Below are 24,416 nucleotides of genomic sequence, written 5' to 3' on the forward strand. Positions count from 1 at the left end.
TAAGAAATCATGAAAATTAAATTTAATTTATACATCATAGCTGCTTCACTCTCACTTGTATTGTTGTCTTTTTCATCGTGCAAGAAATATGTTGAGGCAAAGCTGGCTACTAACTTAATTTCAAAAGACGATGCTTTTGCCAGTGATAACTCTGCAACCAGTGCAACATTGTCTCTTTACTCTAATTACTCATTCCTTAATTCTATTCAGTACGAAACATGGGCTTCGGGATTATCGGCTGATGAGTTGCAGAATACAACAGCAGTTTCTGATTATGTTCAATTCACACAAAATGTTGTTTCAGCCACAAACGGAACATCATCAAATTATATTTGGGGTTATTCTTATCAGGTGATCAGGTATGCTAATCTCATTATTGACGGATTGGATAAGACAAGCGGTGTGAGTGCTACTGTGAAAAATCAGCTTACTGGTGAAGCTAAGTTCTTCCGTGCATTTATGTTTCTTAACCTTGTTAATTTATACGGAGGAGTTCCATTAACCACAGATCCGGTTGAGCTAAACAACGCCACTAAACCCAGGGCTTCTGTAGCTGAGGTTTATGCTCAGGTGATTAGTGATTTGAAGGATGCACAAAATCTGCTTCCAACAGCTTACGTGGGAACAGCTGCACTTAAAGTGAGGGTAAATAAATGGGCAGCAACTGCACTTCTTGCAAGGGCATATCTTTACAATAAAGATTATGTAAATGCGGAAGCTGAAGCGACAAAAGTAATTGGCGCCGGTACTTATACTATGGCTACAACTGCAAATACTTTTATTAATACCAGTAGTGAGACCATTTTACAATTATCTTCGTTATACGGTGCATCAGGGTTTACATCATACCGTACTACGAGTTCTGCGAACAACATTGTGCCTCCAATCTTTGTTTTGTCTGGTGCGTTCACAAAAGATTTTGAAATGAATGACAATCGTAAAACAACCTGGGTTGACTCTACCACTTATAACGCGGTAAAATATTACAGAATTAATAAATACAAGGTTCAAACGGCTACGGCGTCCACTTTAGGTAATGAATATACTGTGTTATTTCGTTTAGCAGAGCAATATTTAATCAGGGCAGAGGCCAGAGCGCAACAATCGAATATCACAGGTGCACAGGCTGATATTAACATCATCAGAGCCAGAGCTGGTTTAGGTAATACAACCGCATCTACTACCGCAGGATTACTTACCGCAGTGGCTAAGGAAAGAAAATTGGAATTATTCGGTGAATATAGTCACAGATGGTTTGATTTAAAAAGAATGGGATTAGCAGATGCTGTTTTGGGTTCGTTAAAGACCACGTATAAATCGAGCGCCCAATTATTCCCAATCCCATCAGACCAGATATTGCTAAACGCTAACCTTACCCAAAACCCGGGATATTAAATATTCTTCCCGCCGTTCTGTAATGATTGAATGGCTGGTTTTTAAATCAACACTAAATGAAAAATAATATGAAACTCTTAAGAACCACCGGCTTGTATCTACTGGCAAATGCTGTATTGATTTCAGTGAATGCACAGGATAAAAAAACTACGGATACTACAGCACAGTACCTCAATAAACTGGTTTTATCAAAAGATACAGCCGATAAAATACAGTTGAGAAGTAAACTTGCCGAATTATCTGATGGCAAAACAGAAGCTACCGTATTGATGGCAGCAAATTACTACTATCGGATTGGAGATCAGAAAAGATCAGAGCAGTTATATAATGATGTAGTGACGCGTTTTCCTTTAGGCACACAGGCCAGAAGTGCAGCATCCAAAGATTTTTACCTGCTAAAAACAGCTAATGAAGCAGAATCTGCCTACAAAGGCTGGATTAAAAAATTTCCACCGGCTAATTATCCCAATGTAAAAGTTGATGATCGTTTGGCATATGATTATGTAAGAGCAAATGTAGCCGGTAAATTTGCCGCAGAAAAAAATGTTGTCAAGGCAAATGAATATGCAAATATGCTTGAAGTAGACTTTTGGAAAGGCAATGCCTACTCTGGCATCACTACTGCTTTTTATAAAAATGGTGATCTTGCGAATGCAGAGATCTATGCGAAGAAAGCAATGGATAATGCTTTTTCTTATATTGATGCCAAAAAGGGAAATGAAAACTGGGCAAAGTTCTCTGCTTCGGGTTATCCGGGATTAACGAGTACTTATGCTAATATTTTGTTCGAAAGGAAAAAGTATGATGAGGCATTAAAATATTCTGAAATGGCCTATGCTAAATCGCAGGGTTTAAACCCACCTTTAAATTATCGCTATGCTCAGATTTTGATGGGATTGAACAGAAATCAGGAAGCTTATGATAAACTGGAAGAAGTGGTAAAGGCAGGAAAAGCTACTCCGGCAATGGCCGATGACTTTAAAAAGCTTTATGTGAATGTTAAAGGAAGTGATAAAGGATACGAAGAGTACGCTGCTGCAACCCGTAAAAGTTATCTCGAAGCTTTAAGCAAAAAACTGACTAAAGACATGGTTAACGAAACGGCAGCAGGTTTTACGCTAACAGATTTAAATGGTAAACAGGTTTCTTTAGCCGACTACAAAGGTAAAACAGTGATTCTGGATTTCTGGGCAACCTGGTGTGGGCCATGTAAAGCCTCTTTCCCGGCAATGCAGATGGCTGTTGATAAATACAAAGCGGATGATAACGTGAAGTTTTTATTTATTCATACGTGGGAAAAAGTCGCCGACCCTGTTAAAGATGCCGGAGATTATATCAAAAGCATGAAATATAATTTTGAAGTGTTGATGGATTTAAAAGATGCGCAAACTAAAGTAAATAAGGTAGTAAGCAGTTATAAGGTTAACGGAATCCCAGCCAAATTTGTTATTGATGCCAATGGAAATGTAAGGTTTAAATTAACCGGTTTTGATGGAAGTAATGAAGCTGCCGTTGATGAGCTTACCATGATGATTGATATGTGTAAAACCGGGTCATAGCTAAATTGATCGCTGGTGATCCACAGATTAGGTTAGCCACGGAAGCACAGAATACACGGAGTTTGTTAGTTTTTCGTAGTTTCTGTGTTTCAGTGGCTATTTTATTTGCAGTAGAAATGAATCTGCGGCTTTCATTTATTAACTTGCCTTTATGAGTTTGAAAGAAATAAAGTGGGGCATTATTGGTTGTGGCGATGTGACCGAAGTTAAAAGTGGTCCCGCTTTCAATAAAATAAAAAATTCTTCCTTAGTGGCAGTGATGCGGAGAGATGCTGCAAAGGCGGAAGATTATGCTAAACGCCATGGTGTGCCGAAATGGTATATTAATGCAGATGATCTGATTAATGATACTAAAGTAAATGCCATTTACATTGCAACGCCTCCAGGAAGTCATGAAGAATATACATTAAAAGCGCTTGCGGCCGGAAAGCAGGTTTATGTAGAAAAGCCAATGACGCTTGATGCAGAATCTGCAAAACGAATGACAGAAGCTGCGAATCAAAGCGGGGTCAAGCTTAGCATCGCACATTACAGGCGGGCGCAACCCATGTTTTTAAAAATCAAACAATTTATTGATGAAGCTGTAATAGGCGATATCCGTTTTGCTAAGTTGGAAATGTTCCAAAGTATCAGTAATGAACTGATTGCCAAGAGCGATGAAGACTGGCGAACGAATCCTGCAATTTCAGGTGGCGGACTTTTTCATGATCTTGCACCGCATCAGCTAGACCTAATGTATTATTTCTTTGGGGAAATCGAGTCATTTAATGGATTGGAACTCAATCAGGCCCGTTTATCTGCTGCGGATGATTTTGTAACCCGGCAAATTAAATTTAAAAATGGTGTGGTATTAAATGGAACCTGGTGTTTTACTGTGGCTGCGGCAGATCAAAAAGACGTTTGCGAAATCTATGGTTCACAAGGAAAAATCAGTTTTTCCGTATTCGGGAATACCGTTACCGTATCTGTTGGTGAAAAGAAAGAACATATTGTATTCGATTCTATTCCTCATGTTGAGCAACCCATGATCGAAAAAGTGGTAAATTATTTTCTGGACAAAGGCCCCAATCCATGTCCACCGGAAGATGGAGTGCTATCCATGATTCTGTTGGATGGTAGGTAAAGAATGCCTGCGAAAGCCTGGAAGATGTCAAAAAAAAATAGCCGCAGATTCACAGATATTGGGAGACTGCGGCAAAAATTAAAATATTTATTCAGCCAGTAATTTATAGCTTTGGTGAGCAATTTCATATTCTTCATTAGTAGGAACAACCAGGATTCTTGCTTTTGAACCTAATGAGCTTACATCCATAATGCCGCCTGAGTAGCTATTGTTCTTTGCTACGTCAAGCTCAATCCCCAGATAATCCAATTCGCCGCAAGCGGCTTCGCGCATGGCTTTATCATTTTCGCCAACACCGGCAGTAAAAATCAATGCATCTACACCATTAAGGATAGCGGTATAGGTACCAATAAATTTCTTAATGCGGTAGGCATAAAGTGCTAAAGCCAGAATAGCTCCTTCATTACCTTCAGCAGCTAGCTTCCTGATGTCGCGCATGTCGCTTGAACCACCAACGCCGAGTAATCCCGACTGTTTGTTAAACAATGCACTCAACTGTGCATGGGTATATCCGGCATGTTCAATCAGGTGAAATATTACCGAAGGATCGATGTCGCCCGATCTGGTACCCATTACCAGTCCGCTTAAAGGGCCAAAGCCCATGCTGGTGTCAATTGATTTTCCGTTTCTGATTGCTGTTATACTGCATCCGTTTCCTAAATGAATACTGATGATTTTAGCCTCTTTTTTATCCAGCCAATTGATAGCTTGTTCACTAACATACTTATGGCTGGTACCATGAAAGCCATAAACGCGAATCCCATCTTCCTTATAATATTTCTCAGGGATAGCATATCTGAAGGCTTCAACCGGAATGGTCTGGTGAAAAGCAGTATCAAAAACAGCTATCTGTTTAGCTTTTGGAAAGGTTTGTTCAGCAACTTGAATACAGGTTAAATTCACAGGATTATGCAAAGGTGCAAGGGAAAATAATTTTCTGATTAATGACTTAACTTCTGCTGTAATTAAGGTAGGCCCTGAAAAGTGTTCACCACCATGCACTACACGGTGACCTACGGCAGCAATATCATCTGAACTACTAATTACCGACTGATTCCCCTCGATGAGCATGAATAAAACCTGGCTAAGGGCTTCGTTATGATCGCTGATAAAGCCAGACTTTTCGCTTACTGACTTTTTACCTCCGTTGAATACGGTATGTTTGATATAGGAACCCTCAATGCCAATCCGTTCTACCAATCCGCTACAAACCGGTGATGGGTTGGGCATATTGAAGAGCTGGTATTTGAGGGAACTACTTCCAGAGTTGATGACTAAAATATTCATTGATTAGATTTCCTGACATTGAATGGCTGTAATGACAACCGTGTTAAATATATCGTCGACTGTACAGCCGCGGCTTAAATCGTTGATGGGTTTGTTCAATCCTTGTAGCATAGGGCCAATGGCTAATGCACCTGTTTCCCTTTGAACGGCTTTGTAAGTGTTATTTCCCGTATTCAAATCGGGAAATATTAAAACACTGGCGCGTCCGGCAACTTCAGAATCGGGTAGTTTCTGACGGCCAATTGTGGGATCTACAGCGGCATCATACTGTATAGGGCCTTCAATTTTTAATTCCGGGAAACGCTCGCGCACAATTGCTGTGGCTTCGCGAACCCTTTCTACATCCTCACCTTCTCCGGAAGTACCTGAAGAGTAGGAGAGCATGGCAATCCGGGGCTCTATTCCGAACCGGGCACTACTTTCTGCAGATGAAATGGCAATTTCTGCGAGTTGCTGGGCTGTTGGATTCGGATTTACAGCGCAGTCGCCGAATATGGCTACCCGTTCGGGAAGGCACATAAAAAAGATCGATGATACAACAGATACACCTGGCTTGGTTTTTACAAATTGCAGGGCCGGCCTGATGGTATGTTGGGTTGTGTGCACCGCTCCGGAAACCATTCCGTCGGCATCCCCTTTATAAACCATCATGGTACCGAAATATGAAACATCGGTCATCATATCTGTGGCCATTTCCATGTTTACATTTTTTGCTTTGCGCAATTCGTATAGCGTTTCAACATATTGATCATAGTGTGGCGAATGGGTAGGCTGATGGATCTGAATGGCGTTGATATCGAGGTTTAAACCCAGTCGCTTGATGGAGTTACCAATTTCAAGCGGATCACCCAGCAGGGTAATGTCTACAATGTCCTGAGCAATTAATTTTTCTGTTGCTTTTAAAATGCGATCGTCATTTCCTTCGGGTAAAACAATATGTTTTTTCTCCCGCTTAGCCCATTTAACCAGCTGATATTGGAACATATGTGGAGTAATGCCCTGATAACTGAAGGTAATTATTTTATCATCGAGCGCTTTAAGGTCGACATGCCTTTCGAAAATATCTATGGCTAGCTCAATCTTCTTTTTATTATCAATGGTGATTTTCGAATGAATACTACCAATGGTTGTAGTAGTTTCAAATGTACCTTTCTGCACGGAGATAATCGGGATGATGGTTTGCAGACCTTCAATCAGTTTAATCATGGGTTCATCCGGTAAACTTCCTGCAGTGAGTACAATCCCGGCAATTTTTGGATAATTGGCTGATAGGTTGGCCTGCAGGGATCCAATGATAATGTCGCCACGATCGCCTGGGGTTACAATTAGCAGGTTATCTTTAATGTGCCTTAAAAAGTTTGGTAACATCATGGCGCCGGTAACAAAATTATCTACCTGGTTATCAAGCAAATCGGCACCAAAAAGAATGTCAGCATCCAACGCGGTAGCAATTTCTTTCATGGTCGGACTTTGAAGTCCGCTTTCTATAGGAATCACTGCAATTAGCAATTCTGGTGGTAGCTGGTTGGTGAGTGCTTGTTTAATTCTTTCTGCTTCTTCAGGGTTAACCATGTTGGCTACTACACCCAATACCTGCACGTCTCTAAGTAAGAAATTACGGTAAATATTAATAGCAGATTTGAACAGCTGGCTGGCAGTTTTATTTTTCCCAGATACCACAATTAAAACAGGTGCCCCCAGGTTTTTGGCCATTAATGCGTTTGATTCAAACTCAAAGGCGCTGCCTTCACCTAAAAAGTCGCTTCCCTCGATAACAGTGAAGTCATAGTTATCTTCCAGCTTTTTGTATTTACTGATGATGGTATTAATAATGCTGCTACTATCTTCTGACTGGTGCAACATATCCTGACGGGTAAAGGCAAACGCATCTTCATAAGGTACGGGAAGTGAGAAGTAATCGAGCATAGCCTGAACGTGCTCATCCTTTTGATTTGGATCTTCCTGTGCAATAATAGGTTTGAAATAACCAACCTTCTGGGTTTTAGCCAGAAGCATATTGATCATCCCAAACGCAATAACCGATTTTCCGGTATAGGGTTCTGCTGATGCTATAAAGATGTTCTTCGTCATGATTTTGATAGTAAGTGATATTAACCAACAACGACGAAGATAGTTGTTATAAAACTAAATTTATTACAGTATTGTCAGGGATTGGTCTTATTTTAGATCGATTCTAAATAGCATGAATGCTATTTATATAGATTTTTTTAAGTCTTTGCGTTTGGAATTAAGCTTAAATATGCCTGGGCATTCGCTGCATATTTCTTTTTATCAAGCTTAAAATAGTAAGCCCCCTTTTTTGATCCTGTCTTATCTTTTTCATCTAATTTGATGAGCAAGCCTGTGGACGTAATTTTTCGACTAAAATTTCGGGTATCTATTTTGGTATCGTTTACTTCTTCAAACAGGATATGAAGCTGTGGAATAGTAAACTTTTTGGGTAGCATTTCGAATAGGATAGGGTGTTGAGCGGCTTTGTATCTGAGTTTTTTACGGGCATCGGAAACCATCTGTTCGTGATCGAAAATTAGTTTAGGACGATCGTTGATCAGAAACCATTCCGCTTTATGGTCATTGTTCAGCTGCGCTTCATATTTATGAATATCAATCAGTGCGAAGTAGCCCACTGAAAGTGTACGTTCGATTGGATCCCGGTCTGGCGCTCCATAAACCTGGAGCTGTTCCAGATAAACACCTTCCAAACCTGTGGTTTTTTTAAGTACCCTATTGGCCGCATCGTCTGGAGTTTCATCTGGCCCGAGAAATCCGCCCATTAAACTCCATTTGTTTATTTCAGGTTCAAGCCCCCTTTTTACCAATAGAATTTTCAGGTGTTCGCCATCAAATCCAAATACAATGCAATCTACAGCAACAAGGTAATGTGGCTGCTTAGAATACTCTTTCATTTAACAATACTATTTTGGAAGCTTTAAGATGTTCATTTTTTTACGAATATAAAAATTATTATTAAATGTCTGCTTGACAATTAATAATAATTTTATAATTTGCGCCATAGATATTTTAACCAAAAAAGAGGCTAAATTCTGACAGCACAAACACAATATGAATTCTACATTTGAATTAGACAACAATCCGCATACCCGTTTAAATATTTTAACAGGCGAATGGGTTTTGGTTTCACCACACCGCACTAAAAGGCCCTGGCAAGGAAAAGTTGAGGATTTAACACCAGACAACCGTCCGGAATATGACCCAAAATGCTACTTATGTCCTGGAAATGGCAGGGCTGATGGGGATACCAATCCCGATTATAAGGAAAGTTTTGTTTTTAACAACGATTTCGCAGCATTGTTATCTGATACGCCTGACGGTGGACTAAATGAAGATAATCTTTTGGTTGCTAACAACCAGAAAGGTATATGCAGGGTGATCAGTTTCAGTCCGAAGCACAACTTAACCTTACCAGAAATGAGTATTAAGGGAATTACGGCAGTTGTTGAAGTGTGGCAGAATGAATTCAGTAAGCTTGCAGAGCAGGAGTGGATTAAATATATTCAGATTTTTGAAAACAAGGGTGAGGTTATGGGCTGCAGCAATCCGCATCCGCACGGTCAAATATGGTCGCAGAGCGATATTCCCTTGGAAATTATGAAGGAGACTGCTCGTCAGAAAACTCATTTTGCCGTTCACCGCAGAAGTTTGTTAGGTGATTATTTGAAACTGGAGCTTAAAAAATCGGAACGTATTGTATTTGATAATGAACATTTCGTTGCGCTCGTTCCCTTTTGGGCAGTTTGGCCATACGAGGTGATGATTGTCTGCAAACGGCATATCAATAGCATTAAACTCTTTACCAATGCCGAAAAAATAGCGTTAGCCGAAACGATTAAAGTAGTGACTACGAAGTATGATAATCTTTTTGAAACCTCATTCCCTTATTCAGCAGGCATGCATCAGGCGCCCGTAAATAATGGCGACTACCCTGAATGGCACTGGCATATGCACTTCTATCCACCCCTTTTACGCTCGGCAAGTGTGAAAAAATTTATGGTAGGTTATGAGATGCTGGCAAACCCTCAGCGTGACATTACGCCTGAATTTGCTGCAAACCGATTAAGAGAAATGTCAATAGTGCATTATAAAACCAGCAAAGCTGAAAACTAAATATTTCAAATATGAATTTGGAAAATCTTAAATCTATATTTAAAGGCATTTTTAATGCCGATCCATTAATAGTACGTTCTCCTGGCAGAATTAACATTATCGGAGAACACACCGATTACAACGAGGGTTTTGTAATGCCTGCAGCCATAGATAAGGCCATTTATGTAGGGATTTCTAAGCGGGATGATCATGAAGTTCACCTCTTCTCTGAGAGCTATCAGCAGCTTGATGTTTCATCAATTAAGGATCTGAAAAAATCTGAAAACGATTGGGCTAATTACATTCTTGGTGTTGCGGATCAAATCCAAAAAAGAGGTTACAGTCTTGGAGGCTTCAACTTCTATATTGATGGAGATGTGCCATTAGGAGCCGGTTTATCTTCATCGGCCGCAGTGGAATGTGCTACAGGTTATGCACTTGATCAATTGTTCAATCTGGAAATTCCGAAAATGGATATCGCCCTTATCGGGCAAAAGGCTGAGCATACGTTTGCAGGTGTAAACTGTGGGATAATGGATCAGTTTGCTTCGGTATTTGGAAAGAAAGACCATGCAGTTATGCTCGATTGCCGTTCGATGAAATACATTTATATTCCTTTAAAACTGGATGGATATAAGTTGGTATTATTGAACACTAACGTTAAGCACTCTTTAGCCGATTCGGCCTATAATAAAAGAAGAGCCTCATGCGAGCAGGGGGTGGCATGGGTAAAAGAAGCCTACGCAAGTGTAAACAGCCTGCGCGACGTTGATTTAGCCATGCTGGAACAATATGTGAAACCCAAAGACCTGGATGTTTACAATAAGTGCCGTTTCGTGATTGAAGAGATTGAACGCTTGCTTACCGCTGCAGAGCAACTTAAGAATGGCAACCTTGATGGCCTTGGTCAGCTGATGTATCAAACCCATCACGGATTGAGTGTTGATTACGAAGTGAGCTGTACCGAGCTCGATTTTCTTGTTGATTCGGTAAAAGAGCTTGATTATGTTTTGGGGGCCAGAATGATGGGTGGCGGTTTTGGAGGCTGTACCATTAACATCGTTAAGGATGAAAAGATTGATGATCTGATTGAAAACCTCAGCTCCAGATATGAAGAGAAATTCGGTCTCAGCCTTGCAGCATATGTAGTTACGACAGATCAGGGAACTAGTGTAATTAGCTAGAAATAAATAAAAATAACCAAATAAATAAAATGAAAGAAAACATCTTGGACACTAAGGATTACATTGTTTTTGCAGTGTATTTCATCATTGTGGGCGCTTACGGACTTTACATCTACAACAAAAAGAAATCAGAATCTACAGGTTCTAAAGATTATTTTTTAGCTGAAGGATCTTTAACATGGTGGGCTATCGGGGCATCACTTATCGCATCGAACATATCTGCTGAGCAGTTTATCGGCATGAGCGGCTCGGGTTTTAAAATGGGATTGGCCATCGCATCTTACGAATGGATGGGGGCAGTTACCTTGCTCGTGGTAGCTGTATTTTTTATGCCGGTTTACCTGAAGAATAAAATTGCAACCATGCCGCAGTTCCTCCACGAACGTTATAATGGCACTGTAGCTATGATTATGGCGGTGTTTTGGCTATTACTTTATGTAGTGGTGAATTTAACCTCCATCCTATACTTAGGTGCCCTGGCAGTAAGTAGTATTTCAGGATTCAATCTGGAATTCTGTATGTATGCCATTGCCGTTTTTGCTATCATTATTACCCTTGGGGGGATGAAGGTAATAGGTTACACTGACGTTATACAGGTATTCTTTTTAATACTTGGTGGTCTTGCCACTACTTATTTAGCTTTAAATTTAGTGTCAACACATTATGGCACTTCGGGGATTTTGGAAGGGTATAGCTTAATGACTACTAAAGCTTCCGAGCATTTTCACATGATATTTAAGCCAGACAATGAAAACTATATCGACTTACCTGGTTTAAGTGTGTTGATAGGAGGGATGTGGATTGTTAACCTGAATTACTTTGGCTGTAACCAGTATATTACTCAACGTGCTTTAGGTGCTAACTTAGAGACTGCCCGAGGCGGCTTATTGTTTGCTGCATTATTAAAACTATTAATGCCAATTATAGTGGTGTTGCCTGGTATCGCTGCTTATGTATTGTATAAGGATGGTGCTTTTCAAACGGAGATGCTTCAGGACGGTACGGTAAATCCAGATCGTGCTTATCCGGTGCTCTTGAATTTACTTCCGGCCGGATTGAAAGGATTGTCATTTGCAGCTTTAACTGCTGCTGTTGTGGCATCTTTAGCTGGTAAAGCAAATAGTATTGCTACCATTTTCACTTTAGATATCTATAAAAAAGTGCTTAAGGTAGATGCTACTGAGAAGAATCTGGTTAACACCGGGAAAGTATCTATTGTTGTAGCCATGATTTTAGGTGTATTAATTGCACCACATCTGGGTATCGACAAAAAAGGTGGTTTCCAATACATTCAGGAATACACAGGTTTCGTTTCTCCGGGTATTTTTGCCATGTTTATTTTAGGTTTTTTCTGGAAAAGGACAACCTCTGCGGCAGCATTATTTGCAACCATTGGTGGATTCTTATTGTCGATTGTACTAAAGGTATTGCCAGGTCTTACCGATTTATCGTGGCTTTCTGGAATGGGATTCAGTGTGAAAACTGCTTCCGGTGTATATGAGATACCGTTTTTAGATAGAATGGGTTTCGTGTTTGTATTCTGTATTTTGGGAATGATCATCATTAGCAGTTTATCAAATAAGCCGGAAGCAGAGGCAAAAGGACTTGAAATTGATATTAAGATGTTTGAAACCTCGAGTGCATTTACAGTGGGTGCGCTGCTTGTGTTAGGTTTAATCGTAGCACTTTATAGTGTTTACTGGTAAGAAATATTTGTAAAATAAATGATTAGTTAGGGGTAAAGTCTTTCAGGCTTTATCCCTTTTTCATAATCGGTTATTTGATGATGGAAGGGGAAGAATGCAGTGTGGCTTTGCGACGGACCTGGTTAAACTACACGGTATTAACTGTGAAAATCGATTAGCCTAAATTAAAAATATTTACTAAAAGGAATTAGTTCTAAATGAAGAAGAGCTCAAGTAAACGAATTGAGTGGTAACTAGCGTTGTACCCTTGGTCTTTTGCTTTTGAAACCTGTACTTTGTCCGGTTGGTTTTGGTTTGAAAGCTTTTTTCGGAGCTTCTTCGGCGCAAAGTTTAACAGTGATTACATTGCCCTTAAAAGTTTCGCCATCTAGCATAGAAATGATGTTTTTAGCATCATCCAAACTTAAAAGCTCAATGAATGCATATCCTTTACACTTTTTTGTAGCGCGATCACGTACTACCTTAATCGTTTCTATTTTTCCGTGAAGACTAACAAAAATTGCAATATCCATTTCCTGAATATTCTCAGCCAGACCGCCAATAAAAATCTTTACCATTTAACTTTGCGTTTTTAGGACAAACCAACATGAACGCCATTTGAAGTATTTGCATTCAGACAGTTTATAATGGTGCAAAATAAGCAAATTGCTGCGCTCAGTCAAAATAATTGAGAAAAATATATTGCTTTTAACTTCTTTTTACAATTGCGAAGTTATTATTGAAATTTGATCGTAATGGTGTGGACCAAATGTGCTATTATCAAAAGAAAATATTTGAAGAGTTGATGGCATAGTCTGTACTAGACTTGATTATTTTAAACGGAAGGAAAGCTAAAACGTTTTATTAATTCAAATGGAATTGTTAGTTTAGTAAAAATATCTAACCGGGTTTTCTTATATGAGCATAATTCTTAAATCGCTTTGCGTTACAATCATATTTTTGGCTGTATTGGAGGTAAAAGGTCAATCAAAGTTAAACGAATTCAACAGGCTCCCCTTGAAACAGGATGTTTATGTTCAGTTACCAATAGGAAGTATTAAGGCTAAGGGCTGGTTATTGAAACAACTGGAACAACAACGCGATGGTGCTACTGGGTTTGCCGAAGCGCTTTATCCGGAAGATGATAACCTGGGTAAAAATACAGATTGGTTAGGTGGCAAAGGCAATGGATGGGAGCGGGTGCCTTACTACGTAAAAGGTTTAGTTGCCCTAGCTTACACACTTGATGATGCAAGCCTAAAGGCAAAAGCGCAAAAGTATATTGAATGGACACTGAACAGCCAACAGCAAAACGGTTTATTCGGGCCAGAAAAAATGAAAGACTGGTGGCCACGGATGCCCATGATGTATGCACTTCAAAGCTATTTTGAGGCCACAGCAGATAAGAGGGTAATCCCTTTTTTAACCCGCTATTTTAATTATGAACTTGCCAATCTGGATGCTGATCCACTTAAGGAATGGGGCAAATCAAGGGCTGGTGATAATATGGAAATTGCATTATGGTTGTACAATAAAACCGGCGACCCAAACTTACTTAGGCTAGTGGAAAAATTGAATCAACAGGCTTATCCCTGGGTTGATATCTATAGCAAGAACCAATTTTATTTCTTTGGCGACGACTTTCAGCCGAAACATATGGTAAATGTGGCGCAGGCACTCAAGTATCCGGTAATTTATGCTCAACTAAACGAAACGAAAGCCAATATGGATGCGTTTTCAAAAGGGATTGAGCACATCATGAACGACCATGTACAGCCTCAGGGTCTTGGTTCGGGCACTGAATTTCTTGCCGGTAGAAACTCTACGGGCGGTGTTGAAACCTGCACTGTAGTGGAATGGATGCAGAGCCTGGAAACTGCAGTACGGATTATTCACGACTCCAGTATTGGAGATCAATTAGAGAAGATTGCCTTCAACGCACTACCTGCTCAGTTTAGCAGGGACTTTAAAAACCATTCTTATTACACGCTGCCAAACCAGGTAATGAGTGTTTATGGAGAATTGGGATTCAATCAGGATTATGGTTCTGGTATTGTTTTAAGCCCATACTCGGGCTACGGTTGCTGCAGGTATAATATGCATATGGGTTGGCCATACTTTGTTAAAAATGCTGTTGTAGCTACCCCGGACAAAGGTTTGGCAATAGTTACTTATGGGCCTATGGAAATTGAAACATTTGTTGCAAATGATAAGATTAAAATCACCGAAGAAACAGATTATCCTTTTGATGAGCAGATCAGACTTAAACTTTCACTGAACGGTACGGTGGCATTTCCGTTGATTCTAAGAATCCCGGCATGGTGCAACTTACCTGTGGTGAAGCTTAATGGAGTAGTATTAAAAGGGGTTAAGCCTGGCGAATTTCTTAAAATAAACCGGCAATGGAAAGATGCTGATCAACTAGAACTTAATTTTCCAATGCACATTGTTACACCAAACCAGGTAAACAATTCTGTTAGCATTGAGCGAGGTCCTTTAGTGTATGCACTGGAGATCAAGGCTGAGAAAAGCATTACGAAAACACATGCAGTGGCCGGTTTTACGGATTATGAAATTTATCCAAAGTCGGCATGGAACTATGGTCTTGCCTTTGATAAAAACAATGTAGCTGGGTCGATCAAAGTAGAAAAAGGATTAATGCCCATAAATCCCTTCATTGCAGAAACCTCACCCATTAAGCTAAAAGTGAAGGCGAAAAAAATACCCTCCTGGGGTTTGGCGCCTAATAAACTTACTGCATTTGATGTACCTGTAAGTCCTGTATTTTCTAAAGAAAAAAGTGAAGAAGTTACCTTGGTGCCTTATGGTTCAGAAAACATTCGTTTGAGCCTCTTTCCAACCATTGGTCAACCGAAAAAAATAACAGGTAATCTTATCGAAAATTTTGAAAAAGGAATGCCTGATAACTGGGTTTTTTACGGTGGTGGCTGGTTTTTTAAAGATGGAACAATTCAAGCTGCTTCTAATGCTGGTTCGGGCGGCTATGGCATGAACGGATCAAAATACATAGCCAATAATACCAATTTTAAAGATTTCAGTTACATGGCTGATATTAAAGTTACAACAGATGGAGATGCCGGACTGATGTTCCGTGTGTCGAACCCTGCAATTGGTGCTGATGCCTATCAGGGTTATTATGTTGGTTTGAGTGCAAACAATAGTCAGATTCAAATCGGTAAGGCAGTGAGTCAAAAATGGATTCCTTTAGCAACAGTAAAATATCCGGTAAAATTAAATTCCACTTACCGGCTTAAAGTTGTAGCTAAAGGAACTAAAATTGAAGTGTTTGTAGATGGAGCATCGCGCGCCATAGTTTCAGTAATTGATGGTGAATACCAATCAGGAAGTATCGGGTTTAGAACTTACAAGGCTTTAGCGTCTTTCGATTCGTTGGAGATTAACACGCTTTAACAATGCGGAAAGGTTCGTGCAAACATTGCGGCAAGGAAATTGTTATTGTATAATCTTAAAAAATAAAAGATTATGAAATTTTATAGATCAATCCCCATAATGCTGTTAGCAGGAGTCTTGATTTCTGGTTGCGTGAGCAATAAGAAATATGCAGAACTTCAGGATACCTACTCAAAGCTGAGAGAAAGGAATCAGGAATTAAGTAATAAATATCAGGATAGTCAGAGAGAACTTTCTGGCTCTACCAGTAGGGTCAAGAGTTTGGAAGAGCAGATTGCTTCTGAAAAAGCCAACGTTACTGCTTTGCAAGATGCCTTAAATAAATGTTTAAATTCCAGTAATCAGGGAAATGTGAATATTTCTAAATTGGTTGATGAGATCAATAGTTCAAACAAATACATCAAGCAGCTGGTTAACGCTAAGAACAAAAGCGACTCTCTTAATATGGTATTAACAAACAACTTAACACGATCGCTAAGTAGGGAAGAGTTAAGTGATGTAGATGTACAGGTATTAAAAGGTGTAGTTTACATTTCACTGGCTGATAACATGCTTTATAAGTCTGGCAGCTTCGAAGTATCAGATAAAGCGGGGGAAACGCTAAATAAAATTGCGAAAATCATTAAGGATTACAATACCTACGACGTTTTGATTGAAGGTAATACGGATAACGTACCTATTACTCAACCCAACATACGCAATAATTGGGACTTAAGTGCTTTACGTGCATCATCCGTTGTGCAGGTACTGCAATCCAAATATGCAGTTGATCCCAAACGTTTAACCGCAGGTGGAAGAGGGGAGTATAATCCTATAGCCGACAATTCTACCCCAGCCGGAAAAGCCAAGAACAGACGTACCCAAATTATTATTACACCTAAGTTGGATCAGTTTATGGATTTAATTGGCAAGGCCCCGGAACAATCTCAGAAGTAATATCAGAGATATATCGTGTTAATGAGAGGCAGGCCATTTTGGCCTGCTTTTTTTTGTTCAATTTTCCCGCATCTGCCTCTCATTGCCGCATTTAACAAAGACCTGGCTGAACGGGGGCATTTCCGTGAATTATTAACAAATAATGGGTCCTTTGTCCTTAAGAGAGAAACAAGATACGAAATACCTATTCCAATGGCAAAATTGTTTTTTTATAAAAATAGGATAAATGACTAGTTATAGTTTAAATTTGTATCATAACTCTCATCTGTTTTTCCATTAATGAGTACATCATAAGTATGAATCCTGAAAGAAAAGTTACTAAAGATAAGTGGGCTGATTTTAATGGATTCTCCCCCTTGATTACTGTGTTCAAGAATTTTCATGATTTAACTCCAGAGATCGAATTCATTATCAACAATCAGACTTTTCCAGTAGTTTATAAGAAGAACAAATTTATTTCTTCCCCGTTGCATCGCAACAAGTATATTTTTCTTTTGCTTAAAGGGGTTGCAAGAGGATACATGAAAGAAGAAAATAAGGAAATCACCACATGGATCGCATCTGAGTATGAACTGGTAGGGAACATACGCAACTTGTGGGAGGAAGATATAGATACTGAAGAGTACGTGCAGGCCATCGAAGATGTGATAGCCATCGCAGTTCCGCACAGTATGTCGCGGCAGCTTTATTTAAATTTTGATATTGCAAATTATGTGGGAAGGAAGATGACGCAAATCCATTACCTTGCTGCATGCGAAAGGGCTTATATATCAAGACTGCAATCTGCTGAAAAAAGATATCTTCGGTTTACTAAATCGTATCCTGATCTAGTAAACAGGGTACCGCTAAAACACATCGCATCATTTTTATGCATGAGACTTGAAACTTTGAGCAGGATCAGGTCGAAGTTAACGGGTATTGCCGCTCATAAAACCAATCAATAGGCGGTTTTCTTTTTACTCGTATAGCTGAAAATCACTTAAAGACTCTGGTTTTAATAATCCTGCAATTGCAGTTCATTGCCTCTTTTTGAGTCAATAAATATGGCCGGCTTTAGAAGGTGTCATGATTCAAATTATTATTTATAGGCAAAGAATGTCTGTTAAGTATAATTTACATCTCAAAAACAGCTAATTTATTATACAAAACATTGCTGTTAAATAACAATCAGTGCTATTTTAATTATCATTTTTAGTACTTAAGATTATTTTTTATGAAATTAATTTATTGATTTACAGTGTTTTGTTTTTATTTTTAAAAATATCTTGAACAATAACACTATTTAACGTTTCACAATTATCTTTTTTTAAAAAAATATATATATTTGTTCTTACCCTTTCGAGGGTATGTTTTTCATAGGTAGATGTAGGGTCAGAACATTGTTCTGGCCCTTTTTTTATGGCCTGGAATAGCTACTTTTGTATAATGAATAAAAAGAAAGTAATTGTGGCGGTAACTGGTGCAAGCGGGGCTATTTATGCAAATGTTTTATTTGATCATTTGCATCAATTGAAAGATCAAATTACATCAGTGGGAGTAGTGATGAGCGATAATGCTAAAGAAGTTTGGGAATTTGAGCTGGGTAACAAGCGTTTTAACGATTACAATGACTTTACTTTTTATAGCAAAAACGACTTCAACGCACCTTTCGCTTCCGGTTCTGCAAAATACGACACGATGATTATTATTCCGTGTTCTATGGGAACGCTTGGAAGGATAGCGCATGGGATCTCTAATGATTTGATTTCGAGAGCTGCTGATGTTATTTTAAAAGAACGCAGAAAACTGATTGCTGTCGTTCGTGATACCCCTTTTAGTTTAATCCATATTAACAACATGAAAATGGTAACGGAAGCCGGGGGAATCATTTGTCCTGCAAATCCTTCTTTTTACAGCTTACCAAAAACTATCGAAGAAGTTGCAGGTACCGTTGTAAACCGTGTGATCGATTTGGCTGGCTTTGAGCAGGAAAGTTATCGTTGGAATGATAAATCGGATTAAATAGTTAGTGGTTCGTTAAATGGAATGTTATTTCACTGTAATTTACCTCTAATGTCGAAACCTACGTCTTAATACTCAAATCTAATTTCCTATCTTTGCAGGCTAGATGAAAAAGGTCGCATTTTATACATTAGGTTGTAAGTTAAACTTTTCAGAAACTTCTACCATTGGTCGTTTATTTACCGACGCAGGTTATGCCGTGGTAGAATTTCAGGATAAAGCCGATGTTTATGTGATCAATACTTGTTCTGTTACCGATCATGCAGATAAAAAGTGCCGCAAGGTTGTTAAGGAGGCATTAAAATACTCACCAAATGCCTTTGTAACCATTGTTGGCTGTTATGCCCAGCTGAAACCACAGGAAATTGCGGAAATCGAAGGTGTGGATATGGTTTTGGGAGCAGCTGAAAAATTCAGAATTGTTGAATACATTACCGACCTGACCAAAAATCCAAAAACAGTTGTTCATCAGCAAAATATCGAAAAAGTAAATCACAACTTCATTGCCTCTTATTCAATTGGCGATAGAACCAGAACTTTCTTGAAAGTTCAGGATGGTTGTGATTACCCTTGTACCTATTGTACTATCCCGCTTGCCCGGGGCGCCAGCAGGAGCGATACCATCGAAAATGTGATTAATCGTGCGAAATCGATAGCTGAAAGTGGTGTTAAAGAAATTGTTTTAACGGGAGTAAACCTTGGAGATTTTGGTATTCGCAATGGCGAGCGAGAGGATAAGTTTTTTGATCTGGTCAAAGCGCTCGATGAAGTTGAAGGTATTGAAAGAATTCGTATTTCGTCGATTGAGCCTAACTTGTTAAGTAATGAGATCATTGAATTTGTTTCCACTTCAAAGCGATTTGTTCCGCATTTTCATATCCCTTTGCAATCGGGTTCTGATAAGATATTAGGATTGATGCGCCGCCGGTACAGGACAGATTTGTATGTGGAGCGGGTGGCAAAAATCAAGGAAGTGATGCCACATTGCTGTATAGGTGTAGATGTGATCGTTGGTTTTCCGGGTGAAACAAAAGCGGATTTTCTTGATACTTTTCAATTTTTAAATGAGCTTAATATATCATATCTGCATGTTTTTACCTATTCTGAAAGGGAGTTAACAGTAGCTGCTGAAATGAAAGGCGTTGTGTCAGGTAGCGAACGTAACGAACGTAGTAAAATGTTGCATATTCTCTCTGACAAAAAACGCAGGGCGTTTTACCAGTCGCAGATTGGTACAGAAGGAGAGGTATTATTTGAAGCTGACCAGAAAATGGGCTATATGCATGGTTTTACCAAAAACTATGTTAAAGTCCGCGCCAAATATGATCCATTAATGGTGAATGAGTTAAAAGCAGTTAAGCTACTTGCGCTAACTGCAGAGGGTGAAGTCGAAGTTGCAGAACTTGAAACGGTTTACGCACATCATTAATCGTTAATATCGGAATGTGATCAGTTCGCAAATATCAATTTGCTGTACTAAAACTTTGACCATTCTTTCCTATCTTCGCTGCAAATTATTATTATGTTTCCTACCGTATCTCATTTTTTAGAATACTTACTAGGCATCAATTTGCCTTTACCATTTAATACCTTTGGTGTTTTTGTTGCCCTTGCTTTTGTTGCAGGTTATTGGGCTTTTACCAAGGAATTAAAGCGTAAGGAAAGTCTAGGCGTTTTACATCCATTTCAAAGGAACGTTGTAATAGGACAAAAAGCGACCACTTCAGATCTGATCATGAATGGCCTTTTTGGATTTATCATTGGTTATAAATTGATTTATGCCCTGGTAAATTATTCCATGTTTGTGAATGATGCGCAGGCTATTTTGATGTCGGCAAAAGGAAATATTTTCGGAGGATTATTCTTTGCCGGGCTTTTTGCCTACTGGGATTACAAAGAAAAAGATAAGCATAAATTAGATAAACCAAAAGAAACAGAAGTTACAGTACATCCGTATCAGATTATGAGTAATCTCATTGTGTGGGCAGCTGTATGGGGATTTTTGGGGGCTAAGTTTTTTGATAACCTTGAATACTGGGATGATTTCGTACAGCATCCGATAGAGCGCCTGTTGTCGTTTAGTGGTTTAACTTTCTATGGCGGGTTAATCTGTGGTGGTGCTGCAGTGCTGATTATAGCTAAACGCAATGGAATTAAGCCTTTGCATATGCTGGACGTAGGTGGGCCTGGAATGATGTTAGCCTATGCGGTTGGCAGGATTGGTTGTCACCTGGCAGGGGATGGTGACTGGGGTATTGTTAATGCAAATCCAAAACCTTTTTCGTGGCTACCTGACTGGCTATGGTCTTACCAATATCCCAACAATGTGGTGGGAGAGGGTATTCCGATTGCGGGGTGCACCGGTAAGTTCTGCAATGAACTGGCTCAGGGAGTTTATCCTACTCCGATCTACGAAGTAATTATATGTTTTATTCTTTTTGCATTTCTATGGAGTGTACGCGATAAGATTAAAGCGCCAGGACTTATGTTCGGAATTTATATGATTTTAAATGGTGTTGAGCGTTTTTGTATCGAGTTAATCCGGGTAAACTCTAAATACCATGTATTCGGTTTATCGTTCACACAAGCAGAAATGATATCTACTTTTCTTGTTCTAGGTGGCATTGCCTTAAGCGGTTATGCCTTAAGGAATAAAAATAATTTCGCACAATAATTTCATTAAAATGACAACAACCCATCCGGGGATTTGTTAAACGGCTATGAATTACGAATTACTATGCAATAAAGTGATCTCAATTGTACGACTCACAGGAAATTTTATCCGTAAAGAGTCGATGCAGTTTGACGTCAATAAAATTGAATACAAAGGTTTAAATGACATGGTTTCTTACGTTGATAAAACGGCAGAACAGAAATTGGTGCAGAACCTGGAAAAATTGATACCTGACGCAGGCTTTATCACTGAGGAGAAAACGGTGAACCGAGATGGTAAAACCTATACCTGGATTATCGATCCACTGGACGGAACTACCAATTTTATACATGGGATTCCGGCTTATGGTATCAGTGTAGCACTTTATGAAGATGGTGTTCCGGTGATAGGAGTGGTTTGCGAGTTAAACCGAGGCGAAATGTTTTATGCATACAAAGGTGGGTCGGCCTATTTGAATAAAAAAGAAATCGGGGTTTCTGCTAATCCGGATATAAAATCAAGCCTGCTAGCCACAGGATTTCCCTACTACCAGTTCGATAAACAAGCTCAGTATTTAAAGTTGCTGGAAGAGATGATGCAAAAAAGTCATGGCGTTCGCCGGATCGGTGCAGCAGCTATTGATCTTGTCTACACAGCTTGTGGTCGTTTCGATGCATTCTTCGAATATAATCTCCAGCAGTGGGATTTTGCAGCAGGGTGCTTCATCGTGCAGCAGGCAGGTGGTGAGGTATTCGATTTTTCCGGAGGTAATGATTATTTTGTTAAAAGGGAGATATTGGCAACCAACGGTAAATTAACCGATGAAATGCTGGAAGCTATTAAAAGATATTTCAAATAGTTTTACAACCTGTCCCATCAGGAAGGAAATAGCTGGGGCAATAAAAAAAATTGTGTAAACAAAGAATGGCCAGCTAAATTAGCTGGCCATTCTGATATAGGTACTATGAAAAATGCGCTATATTAAAGTGCTTCAGAAACAACCTCTGTAACTTCTGGTACCATCCTCTGTAACAAATTCTGAATACCTGATTTTAAGGTAATTGTTGATGAGGGGCACCCACTGCATGAACCGCGTAATTCCACGGTAACAACGCCTTCGTCAAACGATTTGTAGGTAATCGCACCACCGTCTTGCTCTACAGCCGGACGAACATAATCATGGAGAATCTGCTGAATTTTAATTTCGGTTTCAGAACCTTCAAAAGTTGGCGCTTCATCCGTACTTACTTCTTTGATCTTTAATTCAGATTCTACTGCTCCTTTTACAAACTCCTTTAAAATCGCTTCGATATCAGCCCAGTCTGCATCATCTGTTTTGGTAATTGTTACAAAGTTGCTGGCGAAAAATACACCAGAAACAAAGTTGAACTTAAATAATTCTTTCGCGAAAGGAGATTGCTCAGCACTTTCCTTGGTTGCAAAATCCTCACTTCCGTTAATCAACAGCTTGTTGACCATGAATTTCATGGTAGCTGGATTAGGGGTTTGTTCTGTATATACGTTAATCGTCATGTCTTAATCAATTTGAATAAACAAAATTAAGAATTACTCATCAATAATCTTTTTTAAGGCTGTCTGTTTAGCGTCAATTTAATGCACTTAAAAAATACCCGTATAATTAAATGGGGTAATTGTTCTCAATTGTACTTTCACCTCTTCAGTTACAGTCAATCCTTCAATAAACGCAGCAATACTTGCAGCGTTGATTTTGGTGTTTGTTCTGGTGAGCTCTTTTAAAGCTTCATAAGGGTTTGGAAAGTTTTGTCTGCGTAACACCGTCTGAATGGCTTCAGCTACCACTGCCCAGTTATCTTCTAAATCAGCATGTAGAGTGGATTCATTCAGCAAAATTTTATTAAGGCCTCTTAAGGTAGCGTTAATTGCAATTAACGTGTGACCAAATGGAACACCAATATTTCTTAATACTGTGGAGTCGGTTAAATCCCTTTGCAATCTTGAAATGGGAAGTTTAGCAGCAAAAAATTCGAATAATGCATTTGCAATACCTGCATTTCCCTCTGCATTTTCGAAGTCGATTGGGTTCACTTTATGTGGCATAGCTGATGAACCGATTTCTCCAGCTTTAATTTTTTGTTTAAAATAATTTTTTGAAATATAAGTCCAGATATCCCGGTCTAAATCAATGATAATGTTATTAATTCTCTTCAAAGCATCACATTGTGCCGCGAACTGATCGTAATGCTCAATTTGAGTAGTATGTTGCGCTCTTGTTAAGCCTAATGTTTCATTAACGAACTGGTTTGAAAAAGTGACCCAGTTTACTTCGGGATAAGCAATGTGGTGTGCATTAAAGTTTCCTGTTGCTCCACCAAATTTTGCACTGTTAGGGATTGATTTCAAAGTATCAAGCTGTATGCTCAGTCGATCAGCGAATACCAGAAATTCCTTCCCTAATTTAGTCGGTGAGGCCGGTTGCCCGTGAGTGTGGGCGAGCATAGGAATGTGGGCCCATTCTACAGCTAGCTCATTTATTTTTGTGATTAATGATTCAATAGCTGGATAGTAGGTTTCATTCAATGCCAATTTCACAGAATATGGGATTGCTGTATTGTTAATATCCTGCGAAGTTAATCCAAAATGAATGAATTCTTTGTATTCTTGTAGCGAAAGCGTGTCAAATTTTGATTTGATAAAATACTCAACTGCTTTAACGTCGTGATTAGTTACTTTTTCCGTTTCTTTAATTTCCAATGCATCAACTTCGGAGAAATTTTCATGAATTTGACGTAGATTGGGATAAAGTCTTTTATCGAAGTTTTCCAAGCCGGCTATATTGATTTCGCACAACGCAATAAAATACTCTATTTCTACAAAAATACGGTATTTAATTAAAGCTTCTTCCGAAAAATAGGCAGACAGATTTTCGGTTGTCCTTCTATAACGACCATCTATGGGTGAGATTGCTTGTAGCGATGTTAAATTCATTATGCGGTTTATAATTTTGCCGCAAATTTACTATAAAATGTCGGTTAATAATTCATCTCTATGGTATAA

Annotated in this window: 19 protein-coding genes; 13 read left to right on the plus strand and 6 right to left on the minus strand. The window is 39.1% G+C overall.

Annotated elements, in window-relative coordinates; genetic code table 11:
- Positions 1-9: 9 nt before the first annotated feature.
- The 3 genes from AC570I_RS19330 (at position 10) to AC570I_RS19340 (ending at position 4,077) form a co-directional block, all read left to right on the plus strand.
- The gene (locus AC570I_RS19330) at positions 10-1,395 is read left to right on the plus strand and encodes a RagB/SusD family nutrient uptake outer membrane protein (protein ID WP_497406799.1); all 1,386 of its coding nucleotides are present in this window, start codon (positions 10-12) and stop codon (positions 1,393-1,395) included.
- 68 nt (positions 1,396-1,463) lie between these two features.
- The gene (locus AC570I_RS19335; protein ID WP_497406800.1) at positions 1,464-2,954 is read left to right on the plus strand and encodes a redoxin domain-containing protein; all 1,491 of its coding nucleotides are present in this window, start codon (positions 1,464-1,466) and stop codon (positions 2,952-2,954) included.
- Between the two features lie 151 nt (positions 2,955-3,105).
- Positions 3,106-4,077, plus strand: coding sequence for a Gfo/Idh/MocA family protein (locus AC570I_RS19340; protein WP_497406801.1), 972 nt, complete (start codon positions 3,106-3,108; stop codon positions 4,075-4,077).
- Positions 4,078-4,164: 87 nt separating this feature from the next.
- Here the strand turns inward: AC570I_RS19340 and AC570I_RS19345 are convergent, their stop codons facing one another.
- The 3 genes from AC570I_RS19345 to AC570I_RS19355 form a co-directional block, all read right to left on the minus strand.
- On the minus strand, positions 4,165-5,364 hold the full coding sequence (locus AC570I_RS19345; protein ID WP_497406802.1) for an acetate/propionate family kinase: 1,200 nt from the start codon (positions 5,362-5,364) through the stop codon (positions 4,165-4,167).
- A gap of 3 nt (positions 5,365-5,367) precedes the next feature.
- A complete protein-coding gene (pta, locus tag AC570I_RS19350) occupies positions 5,368-7,455 on the minus strand; it encodes a phosphate acetyltransferase (protein ID WP_497406803.1) in 2,088 nt (695 codons plus the stop codon).
- A 137-nt stretch (positions 7,456-7,592) separates the two neighbouring features.
- Positions 7,593-8,291: an NUDIX hydrolase gene (locus AC570I_RS19355; RefSeq protein WP_047801285.1), complete on the minus strand. Its 699-nt coding sequence runs from the start codon at positions 8,289-8,291 to the stop codon at positions 7,593-7,595.
- 157 nt (positions 8,292-8,448) lie between these two features.
- Between AC570I_RS19355 and AC570I_RS19360 the strand changes: the two genes are divergently transcribed.
- From AC570I_RS19360 to AC570I_RS19370, 3 genes are read left to right on the plus strand one after another with little or no spacing between them, the layout of a single operon-like run.
- Positions 8,449-9,510, plus strand: coding sequence for a UDP-glucose--hexose-1-phosphate uridylyltransferase (locus AC570I_RS19360; protein WP_497406804.1), 1,062 nt, complete (start codon positions 8,449-8,451; stop codon positions 9,508-9,510).
- 11 nt (positions 9,511-9,521) lie between these two features.
- The gene (locus AC570I_RS19365) at positions 9,522-10,673 is read left to right on the plus strand and encodes a galactokinase (protein ID WP_497406805.1); all 1,152 of its coding nucleotides are present in this window, start codon (positions 9,522-9,524) and stop codon (positions 10,671-10,673) included.
- A 29-nt stretch (positions 10,674-10,702) separates the two neighbouring features.
- A complete protein-coding gene (locus tag AC570I_RS19370) occupies positions 10,703-12,379 on the plus strand; it encodes a sodium/sugar symporter (RefSeq protein ID WP_497406806.1) in 1,677 nt (558 codons plus the stop codon).
- Positions 12,380-12,612: 233 nt separating this feature from the next.
- On the opposite strand, the gene AC570I_RS19375 is transcribed toward AC570I_RS19370, so the two are convergent.
- Positions 12,613-12,936 carry an RNA recognition motif domain-containing protein gene (locus tag AC570I_RS19375; protein ID WP_316798488.1) on the minus strand — a complete coding sequence of 108 codons (324 nt, stop codon included), beginning with the start codon at positions 12,934-12,936 and terminating at the stop codon, positions 12,613-12,615.
- Positions 12,937-13,276: 340 nt separating this feature from the next.
- Here AC570I_RS19375 and AC570I_RS19380 point away from each other — a divergent pair, with 340 nt between their 5' ends.
- From AC570I_RS19380 to AC570I_RS19410, 7 genes are all read left to right on the plus strand, one after another.
- Positions 13,277-15,790: a beta-L-arabinofuranosidase domain-containing protein gene (locus tag AC570I_RS19380; RefSeq protein WP_497406807.1), complete on the plus strand. Its 2,514-nt coding sequence runs from the start codon at positions 13,277-13,279 to the stop codon at positions 15,788-15,790.
- 72 nt (positions 15,791-15,862) lie between these two features.
- A complete protein-coding gene (locus AC570I_RS19385) occupies positions 15,863-16,726 on the plus strand; it encodes an OmpA family protein (RefSeq protein ID WP_047801280.1) in 864 nt (287 codons plus the stop codon).
- A 296-nt stretch (positions 16,727-17,022) separates the two neighbouring features.
- Positions 17,023-17,670, plus strand: coding sequence for a Crp/Fnr family transcriptional regulator (locus tag AC570I_RS19390; protein WP_497406808.1), 648 nt, complete (start codon positions 17,023-17,025; stop codon positions 17,668-17,670).
- 481 nt (positions 17,671-18,151) lie between these two features.
- Positions 18,152-18,727 carry a UbiX family flavin prenyltransferase gene (locus tag AC570I_RS19395; RefSeq protein ID WP_497406809.1) on the plus strand — a complete coding sequence of 192 codons (576 nt, stop codon included), beginning with the start codon at positions 18,152-18,154 and terminating at the stop codon, positions 18,725-18,727.
- Between the two features lie 106 nt (positions 18,728-18,833).
- Positions 18,834-20,156, plus strand: a complete 1,323-nt coding sequence (gene mtaB / locus AC570I_RS19400; protein ID WP_497406810.1) for a tRNA (N(6)-L-threonylcarbamoyladenosine(37)-C(2))-methylthiotransferase MtaB — start codon at positions 18,834-18,836, stop codon at positions 20,154-20,156.
- Between the two features lie 93 nt (positions 20,157-20,249).
- Positions 20,250-21,401 carry a prolipoprotein diacylglyceryl transferase gene (locus AC570I_RS19405; RefSeq protein ID WP_497406811.1) on the plus strand — a complete coding sequence of 384 codons (1,152 nt, stop codon included), beginning with the start codon at positions 20,250-20,252 and terminating at the stop codon, positions 21,399-21,401.
- 46 nt (positions 21,402-21,447) lie between these two features.
- The gene (locus AC570I_RS19410; RefSeq protein ID WP_047801275.1) at positions 21,448-22,239 is read left to right on the plus strand and encodes an inositol monophosphatase family protein; all 792 of its coding nucleotides are present in this window, start codon (positions 21,448-21,450) and stop codon (positions 22,237-22,239) included.
- Positions 22,240-22,361: 122 nt separating this feature from the next.
- Here AC570I_RS19410 and AC570I_RS19415 read toward each other — a convergent pair whose 3' ends face one another.
- Entirely contained in the window at positions 22,362-22,913 is a 552-nt protein-coding gene (locus AC570I_RS19415; protein WP_497406812.1) for a NifU family protein, read from the minus strand.
- Between the two features lie 87 nt (positions 22,914-23,000).
- Positions 23,001-24,347 (minus strand): adenylosuccinate lyase, encoded by a 1,347-nt coding sequence (gene purB, locus AC570I_RS19420; protein ID WP_497406813.1) that lies wholly within the window; start codon positions 24,345-24,347, stop codon positions 23,001-23,003.
- Positions 24,348-24,416 lie beyond the last annotated feature (69 nt).

It is taken from the genome of Pedobacter sp. A2324, from assembly GCF_059693705.1.

What these genes read in the sequence shown, in the direction of transcription:
- AC570I_RS19330 (WP_497406799.1), top strand. Translation starts at nt 10, where the DNA reads ATGAAAATTAAATTTAATTTATACATCATAGCTGCTTCACTCTCACTT.
- AC570I_RS19335 (WP_497406800.1), top strand. Translation starts at nt 1,464, where the DNA reads ATGAAACTCTTAAGAACCACCGGCTTGTATCTACTGGCAAATGCTGTA.
- AC570I_RS19340 (WP_497406801.1), top strand. Translation starts at nt 3,106, where the DNA reads ATGAGTTTGAAAGAAATAAAGTGGGGCATTATTGGTTGTGGCGATGTG.
- AC570I_RS19345 (WP_497406802.1), bottom strand. Translation starts at nt 5,364, where the DNA reads ATGAATATTTTAGTCATCAACTCTGGAAGTAGTTCCCTCAAATACCAG.
- pta (WP_497406803.1), bottom strand. Translation starts at nt 7,455, where the DNA reads ATGACGAAGAACATCTTTATAGCATCAGCAGAACCCTATACCGGAAAA.
- AC570I_RS19355 (WP_047801285.1), bottom strand. Translation starts at nt 8,291, where the DNA reads ATGAAAGAGTATTCTAAGCAGCCACATTACCTTGTTGCTGTAGATTGC.
- AC570I_RS19360 (WP_497406804.1), top strand. Translation starts at nt 8,449, where the DNA reads ATGAATTCTACATTTGAATTAGACAACAATCCGCATACCCGTTTAAAT.
- AC570I_RS19365 (WP_497406805.1), top strand. Translation starts at nt 9,522, where the DNA reads ATGAATTTGGAAAATCTTAAATCTATATTTAAAGGCATTTTTAATGCC.
- AC570I_RS19370 (WP_497406806.1), top strand. Translation starts at nt 10,703, where the DNA reads ATGAAAGAAAACATCTTGGACACTAAGGATTACATTGTTTTTGCAGTG.
- AC570I_RS19375 (WP_316798488.1), bottom strand. Translation starts at nt 12,936, where the DNA reads ATGGTAAAGATTTTTATTGGCGGTCTGGCTGAGAATATTCAGGAAATG.
- AC570I_RS19380 (WP_497406807.1), top strand. Translation starts at nt 13,277, where the DNA reads ATGAGCATAATTCTTAAATCGCTTTGCGTTACAATCATATTTTTGGCT.
- AC570I_RS19385 (WP_047801280.1), top strand. Translation starts at nt 15,863, where the DNA reads ATGAAATTTTATAGATCAATCCCCATAATGCTGTTAGCAGGAGTCTTG.
- AC570I_RS19390 (WP_497406808.1), top strand. Translation starts at nt 17,023, where the DNA reads ATGAATCCTGAAAGAAAAGTTACTAAAGATAAGTGGGCTGATTTTAAT.
- AC570I_RS19395 (WP_497406809.1), top strand. Translation starts at nt 18,152, where the DNA reads ATGAATAAAAAGAAAGTAATTGTGGCGGTAACTGGTGCAAGCGGGGCT.
- mtaB (WP_497406810.1), top strand. Translation starts at nt 18,834, where the DNA reads ATGAAAAAGGTCGCATTTTATACATTAGGTTGTAAGTTAAACTTTTCA.
- AC570I_RS19405 (WP_497406811.1), top strand. Translation starts at nt 20,250, where the DNA reads ATGTTTCCTACCGTATCTCATTTTTTAGAATACTTACTAGGCATCAAT.
- AC570I_RS19410 (WP_047801275.1), top strand. Translation starts at nt 21,448, where the DNA reads ATGAATTACGAATTACTATGCAATAAAGTGATCTCAATTGTACGACTC.
- AC570I_RS19415 (WP_497406812.1), bottom strand. Translation starts at nt 22,913, where the DNA reads ATGACGATTAACGTATATACAGAACAAACCCCTAATCCAGCTACCATG.
- purB (WP_497406813.1), bottom strand. Translation starts at nt 24,347, where the DNA reads ATGAATTTAACATCGCTACAAGCAATCTCACCCATAGATGGTCGTTAT.